General features: G+C 63.2%; 12 protein-coding genes. 3 read left to right on the top strand and 9 right to left on the bottom strand.

What is annotated here, in order from left to right:
• Window positions 1-150 precede the first annotated feature (150 nt).
• Window positions 151-1,374: a mannosyltransferase family protein gene (locus KEM60_RS09940; protein ID WP_219107357.1), complete on the top strand. Its 1,224-nt coding sequence runs from the start codon at window positions 151-153 to the stop codon at window positions 1,372-1,374.
• On the opposite strand, the gene KEM60_RS09935 is transcribed toward KEM60_RS09940, so the two are convergent.
• Together KEM60_RS09935 and ligA are read right to left on the bottom strand one after the other, a co-directional pair.
• Window positions 1,371-2,654, bottom strand: coding sequence for a glycosyltransferase 87 family protein (locus KEM60_RS09935; protein ID WP_219107356.1), 1,284 nt, complete (start codon window positions 2,652-2,654; stop codon window positions 1,371-1,373). The genes KEM60_RS09940 and KEM60_RS09935 overlap by 4 nt on opposite strands.
• On the bottom strand, window positions 2,651-4,828 hold the full coding sequence (ligA, locus tag KEM60_RS09930; protein ID WP_255574509.1) for an NAD-dependent DNA ligase LigA: 2,178 nt from the start codon (window positions 4,826-4,828) through the stop codon (window positions 2,651-2,653). Before ligA ends, KEM60_RS09935 begins: the two co-directional genes overlap by 4 nt.
• A gap of 368 nt (window positions 4,829-5,196) precedes the next feature.
• Here ligA and asnB point away from each other — a divergent pair, with 368 nt between their 5' ends.
• Complete coding sequence (gene asnB / locus KEM60_RS09925; protein WP_219107355.1) at window positions 5,197-7,029, top strand: asparagine synthase (glutamine-hydrolyzing); 1,833 nt, start codon at window positions 5,197-5,199, stop codon at window positions 7,027-7,029.
• Between the two features lie 123 nt (window positions 7,030-7,152).
• Here the strand turns inward: asnB and KEM60_RS09920 are convergent, their stop codons facing one another.
• The 7 genes from KEM60_RS09920 to KEM60_RS09890 form a co-directional block, all read right to left on the bottom strand.
• A complete protein-coding gene (locus tag KEM60_RS09920; RefSeq protein WP_219107353.1) occupies window positions 7,153-7,863 on the bottom strand; it encodes a hypothetical protein in 711 nt (236 codons plus the stop codon).
• 368 nt (window positions 7,864-8,231) lie between these two features.
• Complete coding sequence (locus KEM60_RS09915; protein WP_219107352.1) at window positions 8,232-9,284, bottom strand: methionine synthase; 1,053 nt, start codon at window positions 9,282-9,284, stop codon at window positions 8,232-8,234.
• Complete coding sequence (locus KEM60_RS09910) at window positions 9,281-9,907, bottom strand: GNAT family N-acetyltransferase (RefSeq protein WP_219107350.1); 627 nt, start codon at window positions 9,905-9,907, stop codon at window positions 9,281-9,283. The genes KEM60_RS09915 and KEM60_RS09910 overlap by 4 nt, the downstream gene beginning before the upstream one ends.
• 467 nt (window positions 9,908-10,374) lie before the next feature.
• Window positions 10,375-11,472, bottom strand: coding sequence for a tRNA 2-thiouridine(34) synthase MnmA (gene mnmA / locus KEM60_RS09905; protein WP_219107349.1), 1,098 nt, complete (start codon window positions 11,470-11,472; stop codon window positions 10,375-10,377).
• Window positions 11,472-12,719: a cysteine desulfurase family protein gene (locus tag KEM60_RS09900; RefSeq protein WP_219107348.1), complete on the bottom strand. Its 1,248-nt coding sequence runs from the start codon at window positions 12,717-12,719 to the stop codon at window positions 11,472-11,474. Before KEM60_RS09900 ends, mnmA begins: the two co-directional genes overlap by 1 nt.
• A gap of 263 nt (window positions 12,720-12,982) precedes the next feature.
• Complete coding sequence (locus KEM60_RS09895; RefSeq protein ID WP_219107347.1) at window positions 12,983-13,936, bottom strand: electron transfer flavoprotein subunit alpha/FixB family protein; 954 nt, start codon at window positions 13,934-13,936, stop codon at window positions 12,983-12,985.
• 43 nt (window positions 13,937-13,979) lie between these two features.
• On the bottom strand, window positions 13,980-14,759 hold the full coding sequence (locus KEM60_RS09890; RefSeq protein WP_219107581.1) for an electron transfer flavoprotein subunit beta/FixA family protein: 780 nt from the start codon (window positions 14,757-14,759) through the stop codon (window positions 13,980-13,982).
• A 492-nt stretch (window positions 14,760-15,251) separates the two neighbouring features.
• On the opposite strand from KEM60_RS09890, the gene KEM60_RS09885 reads away from it, so the two are divergent.
• Window positions 15,252-15,887, top strand: coding sequence for a type I-E CRISPR-associated protein Cas6/Cse3/CasE (locus KEM60_RS09885; RefSeq protein ID WP_219107345.1), 636 nt, complete (start codon window positions 15,252-15,254; stop codon window positions 15,885-15,887).
• Window positions 15,888-15,903 lie beyond the last annotated feature (16 nt).

The following is a 15,903-nucleotide window of genomic DNA, read 5'->3' as shown; positions in this document are numbered from 1 at the left end:
CCTGCACGTGCGCCCGTATCAGGAGAACCCGTGCAGCAGCTGATGGTGACACCCCTAGGATGAACGTCGACCTCCGCGCCGGGGCACCCCGGTCGGGCCGACCACCGGCGTCGCGCCCGAGAGGACACCCACCGCACGAACGGACCCGGGGTGCTACACCGAACTCTCAGCGCGCTCAGCAGGCCCTGGCGTGCTCCGCTCCCACCGCTGTTTACCTGGTCCTTCGCTGGATGGGCGTGTCTCGTCTTCGCGGCGGTCCGCATTCCGGCGGTGCTGTGGATAGCGATGCGAGTGCCCGCCCGGTACGCCTCTCTCGGTGATCTCCTCAGTGCCTGGGATGGCCAATGGTTCGCGCAGATCGCTGCGGGGGGATATGACCCCCACGCGCGCGGCAGCGCCGCCGTAGATCTGGTCTTCGCGTTCTTCCCTGGATATCCCGGAGTGGTCGCCGCGGTCCAACAGGTCACCGGAGTGAGCTTCGTCCCGGCCGCGCTGACTGTCAGCATTCTCGCGTCTCTGGGGTGCGCCATCTGTGTTGCTGAGATGGGCGCGTTGACCGCACTGACCGTGTGGTCACGTCGGGCGACTGCCGAGGATGACGACTCTCTTCTGCCGCTTACTGCGGATTTGGTACGCCGAGCCCGCCAAGCGGGCTTGATCATGGTGGCGTTGTTTGCCGGGTCTCCCATGGCAGTGGTGTTGACCATGACCTACACCGAGGCGCTGTTCTGCGTCCTGGCTGCCGCGGCTATGGTCCATATGATGCGTGGTCGCTGGCTTACTGCCGGGGTGATCGTGCTCCTCGCCGGGTTGGTCCGGCCGAACGCTGTCGCGTTGTTCCTCACCTTGGGGTTGTGTGCGCTGGCCAACTACCGTCAATGGCGGGTGTGGGTGGCGACCTTCATCGCGCCGTTGGGGTGGCTGGGATATCTGGCCTACGTCCAGCACCACCTGGTGCGCTATCACAGCTGGTTCGAGGTGCAGAACCGAGCGTGGCACTCCACCTTTGATTTTGGCCAGGCCACGCTGCGCGACATCGGCCGCGTCCTGACCACAGATACCTATCCGACGTACCAGTTGGCGGTGCTCATCATCGTCGCGACCGTGCTGTTGTGCTTGTATGCGGTCAGGTCCTCCGTGCCATGGCCGCTGACGGTGTATGGCCTTGCCGTGGTGGCCTCGGTGCTGCTCTCTGACGGGGTCACTGCATCTCGGCCTCGGCTGCTCACTCCGGCGTTCACGCTCTATCTGCCGGTGGCGTTGACCATCGCTCGTCTGCCCCGCAGTGTACGAGTCGTGGCAGTCAGCGCTTGGGTGGTCTTCGGGATGTACGTCGGGATGCACATGATGACGGTGTGGCCCTACCCAATCTAAGACGTAGCCGGGTGTCTCAGCTGCGTCACCAGCACGCTTCCGGCGGCGATGACGACAGTGACCAGCCCGGCGAGGACATATCCGTCAGTGATCAGCTTGCCGATGGCTGAGACGGCGTACTCCTGATCGTGAGTGTTCGGGAAGATCCAGATGATTCGGCCATAACCTGCGACGAGCCAAGCCACGAGAACCACCGCCCACCCCCAGGACAGGTGTGTCCAGCCCGACACTGAGCGGCGGTACAGCTGCGCGCTAATCCACAGACACACCGGCCAGATCCACACCCAGTGGTGGCTCCAGGACACCGGGGAGATCAACAACCCGCACATTGACGTCACCAAGAGGGCAGAGAGGTCCTCCGCTCGGCGGCCCAACACCACAAGCATCCCCACGGTCGCAGCGAGGATCAGCAGACTCAATATCACCCATACCAACGGTGCACCGCCAGGGCCGGTCCAGCGCCAGATCGCCGCATTGAGCGACTGATTCCCGGCGTAAGCCACGCCTCCCACTCGTTTCGCGTCAAAGAACGTCTTGGTCCAGTACGCCCATGAGGACGAGGGGAAAGCGAGGAATCCCACCCCCACGCAGACGAGGAAGGACGCCACCATCCGGCCGAACGACGCCCAGTCACGGCGGGTCAGGAAGATCAGGGCGTAAATCCCTGGGGTCAGTTTGAAACAGGTGGCGACACCGGTAAGCACGCCTCGCCATCGCCGCTGACGGGGGCTCTGCAGCCCCAGGAGGTCCTCGGTCACCACCCAGGCGAGCAGCAGGTTGACCTGGCCGAAGGAAAATGTCGCCCAGATAGGTTCATAAGCGCAGGCCAACGGCAGGGTCAGCGCGGCCAAGGAGAGCACGAGAGACGCTGAGACGCTGCCCGGCAACAACCGTCGGAGCACTAACACCGTGATCCGCAGCAATGCGGCCAAGGAAAGCACCAGCATCATGACTGTGGCGACCAGGTCAGGGGTCACCCCGACCGGAATGAACAACAACACCGCCAGTGGCGGATAGGTGAACGGCAAATCGCCATCTCGGGTGAGGTAGATCTGATCGGCGCCGCTCAACCCGGCCTGGACGCCGCGACGATAGACCTCCAAGTCGGTCGGCATACCTCGGACGGTGAACCAGCCGATGACGGCGAGGGACGTCAGGGCACCTAGCACCATCCCCACACGACCGGATCCTGCTGACGCCAGGACAGCGATCGCCGACATGACGCGATCAGCCCACCCGCGAAACGTGGAGGTGCGCGCGGGTTCAGGTAGGGCGTTCATCCTTGGGTCTCCTCCACACCGACGTATGTCGCACCGGCCAGCACCGCGTCGACGACCTCGGGTCCATGCTCAAGTAAAAGCTGAAACTGCTCCTCGGTTAACACCGGCAGTTTGAGCTGTTCAGCTTTGTCAGCTTTAGAACCAGCATTCTCTCCCACAACAACGTAATCGGTCTTCTTGCTGACAGACCCAGCCGCCTTGCCACCCCGGCTGATGATGGCCTCCTTGGCCGAATCCCGGCTGAACCCGGTCAGCGACCCCGTGACGACCACCGTCAGCCCGGCCAAGGTGGGAAGAAGCGTCTCATCCTGCTCATCGACCATCCGCACCCCTCGGGCGGCCCACCGCCGGATGATCTCGTCATGCCAATCGATGGTGAACCAGTCTCGGACCGATTCGGCGATGACCGGTCCGACCCCTTCGACGGCAGCGAGTTCCTCTTGGGACGCTTCCCGGATGGCGTCCATCGACCGGAACGCAGTAGCCAACGCCCGCGCAGCTGTAGGTCCCACATGCCGGATCGATAAGGCGACCAATACCCGCCACAACGGTTGATCCCTGGCCCGGTCCAGATTGTCCAGAAGTTTGAGTCCGTTAGCAGAGAGCACTCGTCCTGCCACCACCCCCGGAGCCGGCAGTGACATCGGATCCTCTGCGGCCGCCACCAGCTCAGCTTTTTTAGCGGCTCTGGTGTAAAGCGGCACCTGCACGACATCGGCTGGTTGCAGGTCAAACAACCCAGACTCGTCGACCAGCACTCCCGCCTCCAGCAGCGCAATCGCCCCTTCCCACCCGAGGGCTTCGATGTCGAAGGCCCCACGGGAAGCCAGCGAGAACAACCGTTCCCGCAACTGGCTCGGGCAGGTTCGGGCGTTGGGGCAGCGAATGTCCTTGTCGCCATCCTTCTCGTAGGCGAGCGCAGTGCCGCACGCAGGGCACTGCGTGGGCATTACAAACGCTGTTTCGGTGCCGTCGCGGAGGTCGACTACTGGGCCCACGATTTCGGGGATGACATCTCCGGCTTTGCGCAGCACCACAGTGTCACCGATCAACACCCCTTTACGTGTCACTTCGAAGGCGTTGTGCAAGGTGGCCATTTCCACCGTGGAGCCAGCGACCCGTACTGGCGTCATCACTCCGTATGGCGTGACCCGCCCGGTGCGCCCCACGTTGACTCGGATGTCGAGGAGGGTGGTGGTGACTTCCTCCGGGGGGTATTTGTAGGCGATCGCCCACCGGGGGGCCCGGGATGTCGAGCCCAGGGCGCGTTGCACCGACATCTCGTCGACCTTGACGACGATCCCGTCGAGTTCATGCTCCACCGAATGCCGGTGTTCACCGAACCAGGCGATACGTCGACGTACCTCAGCGATGTCGGTGAGGACCTGGGTGTGACTGCTCGTGGGCAGTCCCCAGGCAGCCAACGCCGCGTACGCCTCAGATTGACGGGTCACGGTGAATCCGGTGCGGGCACCGATGCCGTGCACGAGCATGCGTAACGGACGGGACGCGGTGACCTTGGGGTCCTTCTGCCGCAGTGACCCGGCAGCGGCATTGCGGGGGTTAGCGAAGGGAGCTTCACCGGCTGCGACTCGGGAGGCGTTGAATTCCTCGAAGGCTGCCACCGGGAAGAAGATTTCGCCGCGAATCTCGATCCGTTCCGGGATGGGATACGCCGGGTCGGGTCGGAGCTGATGCGGAATGCCCTCGATGGTGCGCACATTCATGGTGACGTCTTCACCTGTGCGCCCGTCTCCCCTGGTGAGAGCGCGAACCAGGCGGCCATGGTCATAGAGGAGGTTGATGGCCAGTCCGTCGATCTTCAGCTCAGTCAGCCAGTGGACCGGGGCGCCGCCGGTGTCTCGAAGCACCCGGTCGGCCCATTCGCCGAGTTCGTCGTCGTTGAAGACGTTATCCAGGCTCATCATGCGTTCGAGGTGATCGACCGCGGTGAATTCGGTCGAGAAGGTGCCCCCAACGGTTTGGGTGGGGCTGTCTGGAGTGCGCAGGTCTGGGTGCGCCTCTTCCATCTGAGACAGCCGACGCATCAAGGCGTCGTACTCCCCGTCACTGACGGTGGGGGCGTCCTTGACGTAATAAGCGAACTGGTGGCCTCGGATCTCCTCGACCAGATCTGTCCAGGCGTGTCGGTCCTGATCGGTGGCAGCAGCCACGTCGGCGCCGGGGTCGAGGTGTCCCTCTTCGGACACAGTCAGGCCCTCTGCCGAGGAGTGACCTGAGGCCCGGGCCCTGCCGCGGGACGGGGATCCTTGGTTCGTGCTCACCTGAACATCCTGCCGTACGTGTCTGACATCCCTAGGCGGTCCTGGAGGGTGGGGACAGTTCTCTCGGCGGAAGGACCATCCCGCGGTATGGACGGGACCGTCAGCGGCTGTTTGCTGACGCCTCCGCCCTGCCAGGATGGGGTGAGTCGGGGCCAGCGGAGTGTCCGGATCGTCCAGCGTGGATTCAGCCGTCCCTCGGAGAGCGATAGGGTGAACCGGTTGCGGACGCAAGTTAGGACTGAGGTGTAGACGAAGCGATGTGCGGCATCTGCGGATTCATCGACCCTGCGACGTCGTACGACCGGGAGCAGGTGATCCGAAGCTCTGCTGGGCAGATCGTGCACCGTGGTCCGGACGACGACGGTTTCCATATCGACGGTGACACCCATCTGGGGTTCCGTCGGTTGTCGATCATCGACCTGGCCGAGGGCCACCAGCCCCTTTACAACGAGGACCGCACCAAGGTCATCACCTTTAACGGTGAGATCTACAACTACAAGTCGGTGCGCGAGAATCTCGCTAGCCGCGGGCACCTCTTCCGTACCAATTCGGACACTGAGGTCCTGCTGCACGCGTACGACGAGTATGGCGACCGGATGTTCGACCACATTCGCGGCATGTTTGGCTTTGCGGTCTGGGACTCGGTGAAGCGGGAGCTCTTCCTCGCGCGCGACTTCTTCGGTATCAAACCGGTCTATTACGCTCCCTTAGCTAATGGCATCGTCTGGGCGAGTGAGATCAAGTGCCTGCTGGAAAACCCCCAGGTGAAGCGAGAGCTGAACCTGCAGGGCCTGGCCAGCTACCTGAGCTTCCAGTACAACCCGTTGGACGAGACGATGTTCACCGGGATCTTCAAGCTGCCGCCAGCGCACTTCCTTCGGTGGCGGGATGGCCGCTACGAGATCAAGCGCTATTGGGCCGCGGAATTCCACCCCGAAGAGGGGCGCACCTTCGAAGACCACGTTGAGGAACTGTCAGCGGTCCTGGACGACTCGGTCAAGGCCCACATGACGGCCGACGTCGAAGTGGGATCGTTCCTGTCTTCCGGCGTCGACTCCAGTTTCGTGGCGGCAAGTTTTGGTGGACAGCGCACGTTCACCGTGGGTTTTGCCAACGCCGGGTATAGCGAGATCGATGCTGCAGTGGCCTTGGCCAAGGACATCGGCGTGGAGTCCCACAGCAAGGTCATCACCCCCACCGAGTATTGGGACGCTCTCTCAGACATTCAGTGGCATATGGACGAGCCTCTCGCCGACCCCGCTTGTGTGCCGCTCTATTTCGTGGCCAAAGTGGCCCGGGAGCACGTCAAAGTGGTGCTGTCTGGCGAGGGCGCCGATGAGCTTTTCGGTGGGTACAAGATCTACAACGAGCCACACGGGTTGCGGCACCTGAGCGCTGTCCCCCGCACCATCCGGCGGGGAATGGGCACGCTCAGCGACCGGATGCCGAAGTTCCAAGGCCAAAACTACCTGCACCGTGGCGCCCTGGACCTGCAAGAACGCTTCATCGGCAATGCGTATCACTTCCGCGCCGACCAGGTCGCTGCTCTGATGAACCACGAGCTGTCTCACCCGCTGCTCCCCGGCGATGTGACCGGTCCGTTCTATGCCCGCACCATCGGTCAGGACGATCCGACCCGGATGCAGCATTTGGACATTCATATGTGGCTGGTCGGAGACATCCTGCTGAAGGCAGACAAGATGTCGATGGCCAACTCGCTTGAGGTGCGCGTGCCCTTCCTGGACAAGGAAGTGATGAAGGTCGCAGCTAAGGTGCCGACGAAGTTCCGGATGGACGGCACCCAGACCAAGATGGCGTTCCGCTCAGCGGCCCGCCATAAGTTGCCCCGGGAATACTACGACCGTCCGAAGCTGGGCTTCCCAGTACCGATCCGAGTGTGGCTCAAAGAGCAGCCGTGGAATGGTCGGGTCCGCCAGGCTTTCCGGTCGACAACTGCCCGGACCTACTTCGACGCCACCATTCTTGAGCGGTTGCTCGACGACCACGTCGCAGGAATCGCTGACAACAGCCGTCTGATCTGGACTGTCTTTATCTTCTTGGTCTGGCACGAGCGGTACTTCGGAGCGTGAGATGGTGCTGTCGCCGGAGTTCCCGGCGACAGCACCTCTACCGGTTTGTTGCTGGGCAGGCCGATCCGCGAGGCATCATCCCTCTCGAATCGAGCTGCCCAGTCTGCTGTCGCGCCGATCAGCTCACGGGGTGTCGAGGCTGACTGGTGGGGTAATCGTGACGGGGTTCGCTAGGAGCGCTGCGATACTGTTCCCTTCGTAGACCGTGATGGTTGCGTTTTTCCAGCCCTTCTGTTTCCCACTAGAGAAGTTACCGGCAGGCGCATTCACCGAGTTCACAGATCCATCAGCGAATGTCCACTTAATGAGCATCCGGTCAGTCGGCATCACATTGGACATCGTGACGTTAAAAGAGTTCTTTGACGGCACCGCCTTCACTTTGACCGCGTTTTTGTTGGCGAAAGTGTACTGGGCGATGACTTGGCCGTCTCGGATCACCACTCCAGTCGCATACACCCAGCCGACTTGATGGCCGCTGTACCACTCCCCATAGCCTTTGGTCGGATCGGTGCCGTGGTAGATGTTGGTAGCCATCTCCCCTTGGGGGTTGCGGATCGTCGTCCACATCACTTTGACTTCGTCGGTGGACCGTAGGCCCTGGAAGACCACACCAAAAGCTCGTTTTGGTGCGTGAATGTAAGACCGGATTGTCACGCCACGCTGGGTGATCTGGTCGTCAGGGACAGCGTCTGCAGGAATGCGCGGAGAAACCTCAGTGGTGGATGCCGTGGGGGATGGCATCGGTGCCGGATCGGCAACGGCAGTGGCAACACCACCTCCGAGCATTCCGAAGGCGAGCGTCAGGGCGATCGAGGCGGCGGATGTCGTCTTCATGATCAGTCTCCTCTCCGATGGCATGCGCCACCGGCGTGATGTGCTGATGTCGGCCCCCGAAAACTCTCCGCCCGCTGGGTCCCCACTGGCAGGAGGACACAACGGATGGTGCAACTCGTCGACTTTCGCAAGTGGTCGATGAGGATGCACCACCGAGATTACGGCAGAAAATACGACCGCCACGAGAGAAAAAGATCACATTCAAATAGTGATTCACATGATAATAATGCTGGTCATCCGATACAAAAGTGGCGTGAAGTCAAGAGAATGAATCTTGATTCACTGGCAAACAGGACGGATTTTTGGGGCAGAGGCGGCCATCGTTCCTCCTGAGAATTGAGAGCCGTCCGGAAGTAGCCACCCATTCCTCATCCCGCGGCGGCAGCCACCTCCGCAGCAACCCGCATCAGATCCTGATGGGCCTGCACGGCACCGGCTGGTGATGCAGCCGCGAGGCCGCAGGTCGGGGTGACTACCACCTGGTTGAGCAGATCAGCGTGAAGTCCCAGCTCACGCCATGCACGCAGCAGCGGCGCCGCGACCAGGGCGGGACTCTCCCCGATGCCACCCACGTCGAGCAGGCCAGCCCACACCTGAGTCCCTGCTTCCACCGCGACCGCCACCGACTCCCATCCGCCAGGACCTAATAACCCCACGTCGAGACTCACCGCGTCCACGCCGGCCTCACGCAGCAATGCGATCGGTGGACGTGGGGCACAGCAATGCACGATCACCCCATTGGCGTCCTGCTCTTGGTCAGTTGACGGCTCGGGACGGGTGTGCTGACGTGCCGCCGCCACGACAACGCCCAGAAGAGCCACCACCTCTCCAGCGTCCACTGCGCGAATCCGCCCAAAGCCGCTGCTGGTAGCGAATTCACCGCTCAGCGCAGCCGGGAGAGACGGCTCATCCAGTTGAATGATTGGATGCACCCCGGGGAGGAGTCGCCGTACGTCGCGGAGATGTCCCCGCAGCCCCTCGGCGAGGGACGCCGCGATGTCGTGGCACGCGCCCGGGTCGACAATCGCCCGTTCGCCACGGTGGAGACGCACCTGTGCCGCCAGGGTCAACGGGCCACAGACCTGGAATTTCACGGGACCCACGTAACCGTCGTACGCCTCAGCAAGTTCGTCGAGGTCAGCATTCAAGAATGCCTGGGCCCGAGATACGTCACGACCAGGCCGATCAACGAAACGCCACCCTGAAGGCTGCACGTCAACCGGCAGTTCCACGAGCAGACCGGCGGCACGTCCGATCATGTCGGCCCCAGGGCCTCGTCCCGGCATCTCGGGCAGATATGGCACCCCGGGGCGACCGGTCACCGAGTCATCAGTCAGCACGTCCCGGACGACATGAACAGCCTCACGCAAGGCGGCGTTGTCGTTACCAGGCCACGATCCGAGGGCGCTAGCGGCAGTCACTTGCCCAGCGTAGACACCTGTAGACGGCGGCGCAGTTCGGCTCGAACAGCGGGCCATTCGTGGGCGAGAATCGCATACACGCAGGTATTGCGCCACGACCCGTCGGGCATCAGCTGATGTTGCCGCAGCGCCCCTTCGTGGGTGGCGCCAAGCCGTTCGATCGCGGCACGGGACTGGCGGTTCAACCAGTGGGTGCGAAACTCTACCCGCACCCGCTGCTCCGCCTCGAAAGCATGGGTGAGAAGCAGCAGCTTGCTCTCGGTGTTGACCGCCGTACGGTGCATCGACGCGGCGTACCAGGTGTATCCGATCATGACGTTCCGGTGTGTGTCATCAATCGAATAAAAGCTAGTTGAGCCAACAATAGGGCTGGCATGGCAGGTCGGGTCGGCGCCATCGGCGCGCCGTACGACGAAGGGCTGGAGAGTGCCTGCCGCCTGCGCTGCCAGTTTGGCGTCGATATCGGCAGACATGGTCTCGGGGGAAGGGACAGTGGCGTACGGCAGCCGCCAGAGCTCCCCGTCCCGGACTGCAGCACAGAGACCGTCGTGATCATCTCGGCGCAGCGGAGTCAAGACCACGTGGTCGCCGATGAGGGTCAGGCCGTCGAGAGAGTCGGACATGCTGCGAGCATAGGGGCCCCCACGGAGGGAGTGGATTGGTCCCGAGCCCATCAGATATCAAGCAGAGGTGCAGACTTTTGAAAAGCGTTTTGACCTCTAGCCGCCTCACGTCGTGACGCTGCATTTTGTTTGAGTCATCTATCGGCGGCTGTACAGCGACCAGGAAGAGCAAGCGTAACGCCCGAGTGACCTGGAGTCGGCGAGGCATCAGCGTCATGCATCGGCTCATTAAGAGATGAATCTTCAACACTTTGTCCTGCAAACAGCTCGCTGAAGCACCCCCGGGCACGCAATAACGATTCAAACGTACCAGTCTCCACGACGCGCCCCTCATCAAGGACAATAATCTGAGTCCCGGAGGTGTCGACAGATTTTCACCAGCCCGCGTGGCCGCACGGCGAAAGTCTGGTCGCGGTGAAGTCACCACACATTGGGCTCAGGTCTCACCCGGAAAAGCTGGGACGCGATCAGCCTCGAGCGGTGGCCGTGATCGTCGTAGACCCCACTACTCGGGTCCCGTCGTACAGCACGGCAGCCTGACCGGTGGCCACTCCACGGGTACGACGCGCCAACCTGATCGTGACTTGGCCGTCTGCATCGACTGACGCCGTGGCGGGGATTTCCTGCCCGTGAGCGCGTAATTGCACCCCGCAGCGCAGCTCCCCGACCGGGGGCGGCCCGCACCATCTGGCTGACTCGCCAGTGATCACGTCAATACCGAGCATTTCTTCTGGGCCGACAATCACCTGGTTCGCGGCGATATCGACCCCGGTCACATAGCGCGGTCGGCCGTCTTCTGCTGGGCGACGTAATGCCAAGCCACGACGTTGACCCACGGTGAAGCCGTAAGCCCCTTCATGGTCACCCACCTCGACCCCGGTCTCGTCTACGATTTTCCCGGGGCGCTCCCCCAAGTGACGTGCCAAGAATCCCCGAGTATCTCCGTCAGCGATGAAGCAGATGTCGTGGCTGTCCGGTTTGGCTGCCACTCCGAATCCTCGCGCGGCGGCTTCGACGCGGATACGGGCCTTGGTGGAATCTCCCAGCGGGAAAAACGATCGGGCGAGCTGCTCCTCGTCCAGCACTCCCAGCACATACGACTGGTCTTTCGCGGGGTCAACCGCTCGATGCAGCTCTCGTCGACCGGTGGTGTTCATCGCGTCCCCAGGCACGGAAATCTGGGCGTAATGGCCGGTGGCAACCCCGTCAAAACCCAAGGCGAGGGCTTTATCCAGCAAGGTCGCAAACTTGATGCGTTCATTGCATCGCAAACACGGGTTAGGGGTGCGTCCCGCGGCGTACTCCGCGACGAAATCATCGACGACATCGCGGCGGAAATCTGCCGAGGCATCCCACACATAGAACGGGATCCCGAGTCGGTCAGCAACGCGACGGGCATCACCAGAGTCCTCGGCGGTGCAGCAGCCCCGAGCGGAGGTGCGCAAGGTCGCCGGCGAGGTGGCCAACGCCAGATGCACTCCGATGACCTCATGGCCGGCTTCGACCATCCGGGAGGCGGCCACAGCAGAGTCAACTCCGCCACTCATCGCGGTGACGATACGCATCAGGACACCCCCGTTGATTGACCGTGGCCTGCTCGGGCTGCAGCCCGAGCGCAGGTCGCGGCGTGCGCTCGTTGGGCTCGTTCCACGGCGTCGGGCAAGGCCGCCAGGACGGCGTCAACGTCAGCATCAGTGCTGGACCAGCCTAAGGTCAACCGCAACGCACCTCGTGCTTGAGCCGCGTCATACCCCATCGCTAACAGGACATGACTGGGCTGCGGCACCCCGGCATGGCAGGCCGACCCAGTGGAACACAGCACCCCGGCCGCGTCCAGCAGGAAGAGCAGGGCATCCCCTTCGCAGTCGGGGATGAGGACGTGAGCATGGGACGCCGTACGGCCAATGGTGTCTCCCGGCTCCCATCTCCCGGTGACCTGCGCGCCGGGAACGGCATGCAGGATGCCTTGAATCAATCGATCCCGCAGGACGACTAGACGGGCGGCTTCGGCTTCTTGCCCGTCCACAGCCAAGCGGATCGCGCGGGCCATCGCCACGATCAACGGCATCGCCAGCGTGCCGCTGCGCAGTTGACGTTCTTGACCGCCACCATGAGAGATCGCTGTGACCTGCACGGCCCGATCAACGAGCAGCGCTCCAGCGCCGACGGGGCCGCCGACCTTGTGGCCGGTCGCAGCCATGAGTCGGGCCCCGGAATCAGCGAAGTGCACCGGCACCTTCCCGACGGCTTGGACAGCGTCTGTGGCCAACGGCAGAGCGTGATCAGCCGCGACCTGCGCAATCTCTGAGACTGGTTGAACGACACCCGTCTCGTTGTTGGCCCACATCGCGAAGAGCGCCGCGACAGTGTCAGGTCCGCCCGCAGCGGGGTCTTCTACGGCGTCGCGGAACGACTGCGCGGTGACCACCCCGTCGTGTCCGGGCTCGACCCAGGTCACCTCGGCCCCTTCTCGAGCGACGAGGCTGCCCACGCTGTCCAGGACAGCAGAATGTTCTGCTGCCGAGCACACGATCCGGCGCCGAGCTGGGTCGGCATCATGAGCGTGCCGGTACAACCCTTTGACGGCGATGTTGTCTGATTCGGTCCCACCGGAGGTGAAAACCACTTCCGATGGTCGGGCCCCCAGGGCATCGGCGAGGTCTTCGCGGGCTTCTTCGACGCGGCGGCGCGCTGCTCGCCCTTGAGCATGCAACGAACTGGGGTTGCCCACCTCGTCCATCGCCGCACGGAGGAGGTCGGCGACCTCGGGGCGGATCGGCGATGTCGCCGCATGGTCCAGGTAGGCGCTCACAGCTGAGATCCTACGTGGCTGCGCGGACGAGCCGTCCGTCGCAGGTGGCCTGGCCGGGTGCACAGCCCTGTCATCCCCATTTGTTGCGCAAAACCCGCAGGTAAACGTGCGTGCACGTTTCTGCGCGTCCAGTAGCCTCGGGCTTACACGTGGCGCCGCCCCCGACCTGGGTTGACGGCCCACCCACAGACCATCGAGCCCCGACGCTGCCCCCCGAAGCCGTCGGGGCTCGATGTCATCACCGCCCGAAGATCACGACCAGCTTATCCACGCATCTCGGTGATGTGGTCCTGCGCCTGCGGCAACACCTCAAACAAGTCACCCACCACACCGAAATCGACCAGCTCGAAGATCGGTGCTTCCTCGTCTTTGTTCACCGCCACGATCGTCTTCGACGTCTGCATGCCCGCTCGATGCTGGATCGCCCCGGAGATACCGCAGGCGACGTACAACTGTGGAGACACCTGCTTTCCGGTCTGCCCTACCTGGCTGGCGTGGGGATACCAGCCCGCATCGACCGCAGCACGGGATGCCCCCACCGCCGCCCCCAACGCATCGGCCATCGTTTCCACCGGCACAAAATCGCCGCCAGTGCCACGACCGCCAGAGACCACGATCGCCGCTTCGGCCAGCTCTGGACGCCCCGAGCTCTTCTTCTCCTGACGTCCAGTGATCCGCGCCGACTTCGCCAGCTCAGAAAACTCCACCGTCACCACCTCCACGACGGCATCCACCGGCGACTCTTGCGGCGCACACGAATTCGGCTTCACGGTGATGATGGGCGTCCCCTGGGTGACCATGGCGTCGACGGTGTAGGCCCCCGCAAACACCGACTGGGAGGTCTGCACACCCTGCTCACCGGCCCGCACATCCACCGCGTCAGTGATCACCCCCGATGACGTCTTGATCGACAACCGCCCAGCAATCTCCTTGCCGTGCGCATTACTACAGATCAGCACCGCTGCCGGGGCGACCTGCTCCACCAAATGCGCCAACACTTCCGCGGTCGGTGCCACCAGATACTCCGTGGCTTCCGCGGACACCGCATACACCTTCGCGGCGCCGTACTTCCCCAATGAAGCTGCCGCCTCCTGCGCACCGTCCCCGACGAAGACCGCCGACGGCTCGCCCACCTTGCCAGCGAAGGTGAGCATCTCCGCCGTCGTACGCCGCACCACCCCATCCACCTGGTCGACCAACACGAGAACCTCAGCCACCGTCATTCACTCCCTCACGTTGTTGCGCTGCCGACCAGACCATTCAGATGAACTTGTGCACTGACAGGAACTGCGCGAGCACCGCGCCGCCCTGCCCGTCGTCAGTGACGATGAGACCTTGCTCTCGCGAAGGGCGCTGCCGCACCTCCACGACTTTCGTCCACGCCCCTGACAGACCCACCTGGTCGGCCTCGACACCCAGGTCAGCCAGCGACCACGTCTGCACTGGTTTCTTCTTCGCGGCCATAATCCCTTTGAACGACGGATATCGGGGCTCATTGATCTGATCGGTGACCGACACCAGCGCCGGCAATGCCGCCGCGATCATCTCCGTGGCCACATCCCCGTCCCGTCTGGCCGTCAACGACTCCCCCGTCACGGTCAGCTCAGAAGCAAAGGTGACCTGGGCCATCCCCAACCGCTCCGCCAGCATCGCCGGGACCACCGACATCGTGCCGTCCGTGGAGGCCATGCCGGTCATCACCAGGTCGGGGACACCGATCTTCTGGATCGCTGCTGCCAAAACCAATGACGTCCCTGGCGCATCCGAGCCGACGATCGCGTCATCCAGGACGTGCACCGCCGCATCCGCACCCATCTGCAACGATTTCTTCAACGCGTCCGCAGCGCGCTCCGGCCCGACCGTCAGGACGGTCACCTCGGCGCTGGCCGACTCCTTGAGCTTCAACGCCTCTTCCACCGCATACTCGTCCAGCTCGGAGAGGATCCCCTCACCGGAGCTGCGATCGGTCGTCGCGTCATCGGTGAACTGCCGATCGCCTTGAGCGTCCGGCACGTATTTCACACAGACGATGATCTTCATCTCTGGCCTACTTTCCTCGCCCGGCAGAGCTACGCCGTCCCACCGACCTCGGGCGTCCCCGGAGGTCATCCGTCACTTCATGGCTGTACGCCGACCGGCGTGCCCGCCCTGCAGGTGACCTTACGCAACTGCTGCCGCAGCCAGCCTGCGCTCAGAGGTGATGATGCCCACACGCCGTGACGGACTTCGTTGTGGGTCGCGTCGACCCGCAGGTGCATCAGTCGGAGGAGACACGCCCTGAAGGAAAAAAGGGGGTGGGCTGGGCGCGCATCGACGGTGCTCAGCCCACCGCTGTACCCCCGCATACGCGGGGAAATTATGGCGCCTTCTTTCACACCACAACCAATGTCATACCCCCGCAAGAAGCAAGGCTGAAACGACATTATCACTGGTCATGGCATTGGTGAAGTTGGTCGTGGTGTGAAAAAAACAACAAAACTGTGAGGGCTATTGCACCTGACCTCCGCGCCGCATCGGACTACGTTGCCTGCCATGAACGTCGTCACCAGAAGTATCGAGTTGCCTGAGGTGCTGGCTCATGCGATGCGGGACCGGCAGGTGGGGCACGCTGTGATCACCAAAGCACTGCCGGACGACATCGGCCCCTCACCACGGGCCGCCGCGAATGCCTTGTGGCATCTCGACGAAGCCACCCGGCAGCTGACGGTCCGCTCCACGCTGCCGCTGGACTGGTCGATCCTCGGGTCGGCGCAGTCGATCGACACCTCCCCTACCTACAGCGCTGGAGACCGACTTCACCTTGATCTTTCGCTGGACTGCCAATTCACCCCGCCGGCAGATGTCCCCCCGGAGCTGCGTCAGGTAGTGAAAAGTGGTGGCCGCTGCTATCGGTCACGTCGGGTGACTGTCCCGGAAGAGCGCCGCACCTCTTGGCTGATCGGCAAACTCGCCGCTAGGGGATTCGAGGTCGACGCCGCGTCGCTCACCATGTCCTCGGTGCTCTCCGCTGACTTGGGTCGTCGAGGTGGCGCCATCCCTTACGTCGATATCAGCTGCGACGGGACGGTCACCGACGCCGACGCCTTCACTAAGGCCGTCGCTGAGGGCGTCGGCAAAGGCAAAAACTTCGGCCTAGGCCTCGTCCGGGTCGCCTCAGCCATCCACTGAATCACCCTCACCGAAG

The organism is Austwickia sp. TVS 96-490-7B, assembly GCF_019331795.1.
In the GTDB taxonomy this organism is placed as follows: domain Bacteria; phylum Actinomycetota; class Actinomycetes; order Actinomycetales; family Dermatophilaceae; genus Austwickia.
Note: the sequence above shows the minus strand (reverse complement) of the source record. Positions and strands in the feature narration are given on the sequence as shown.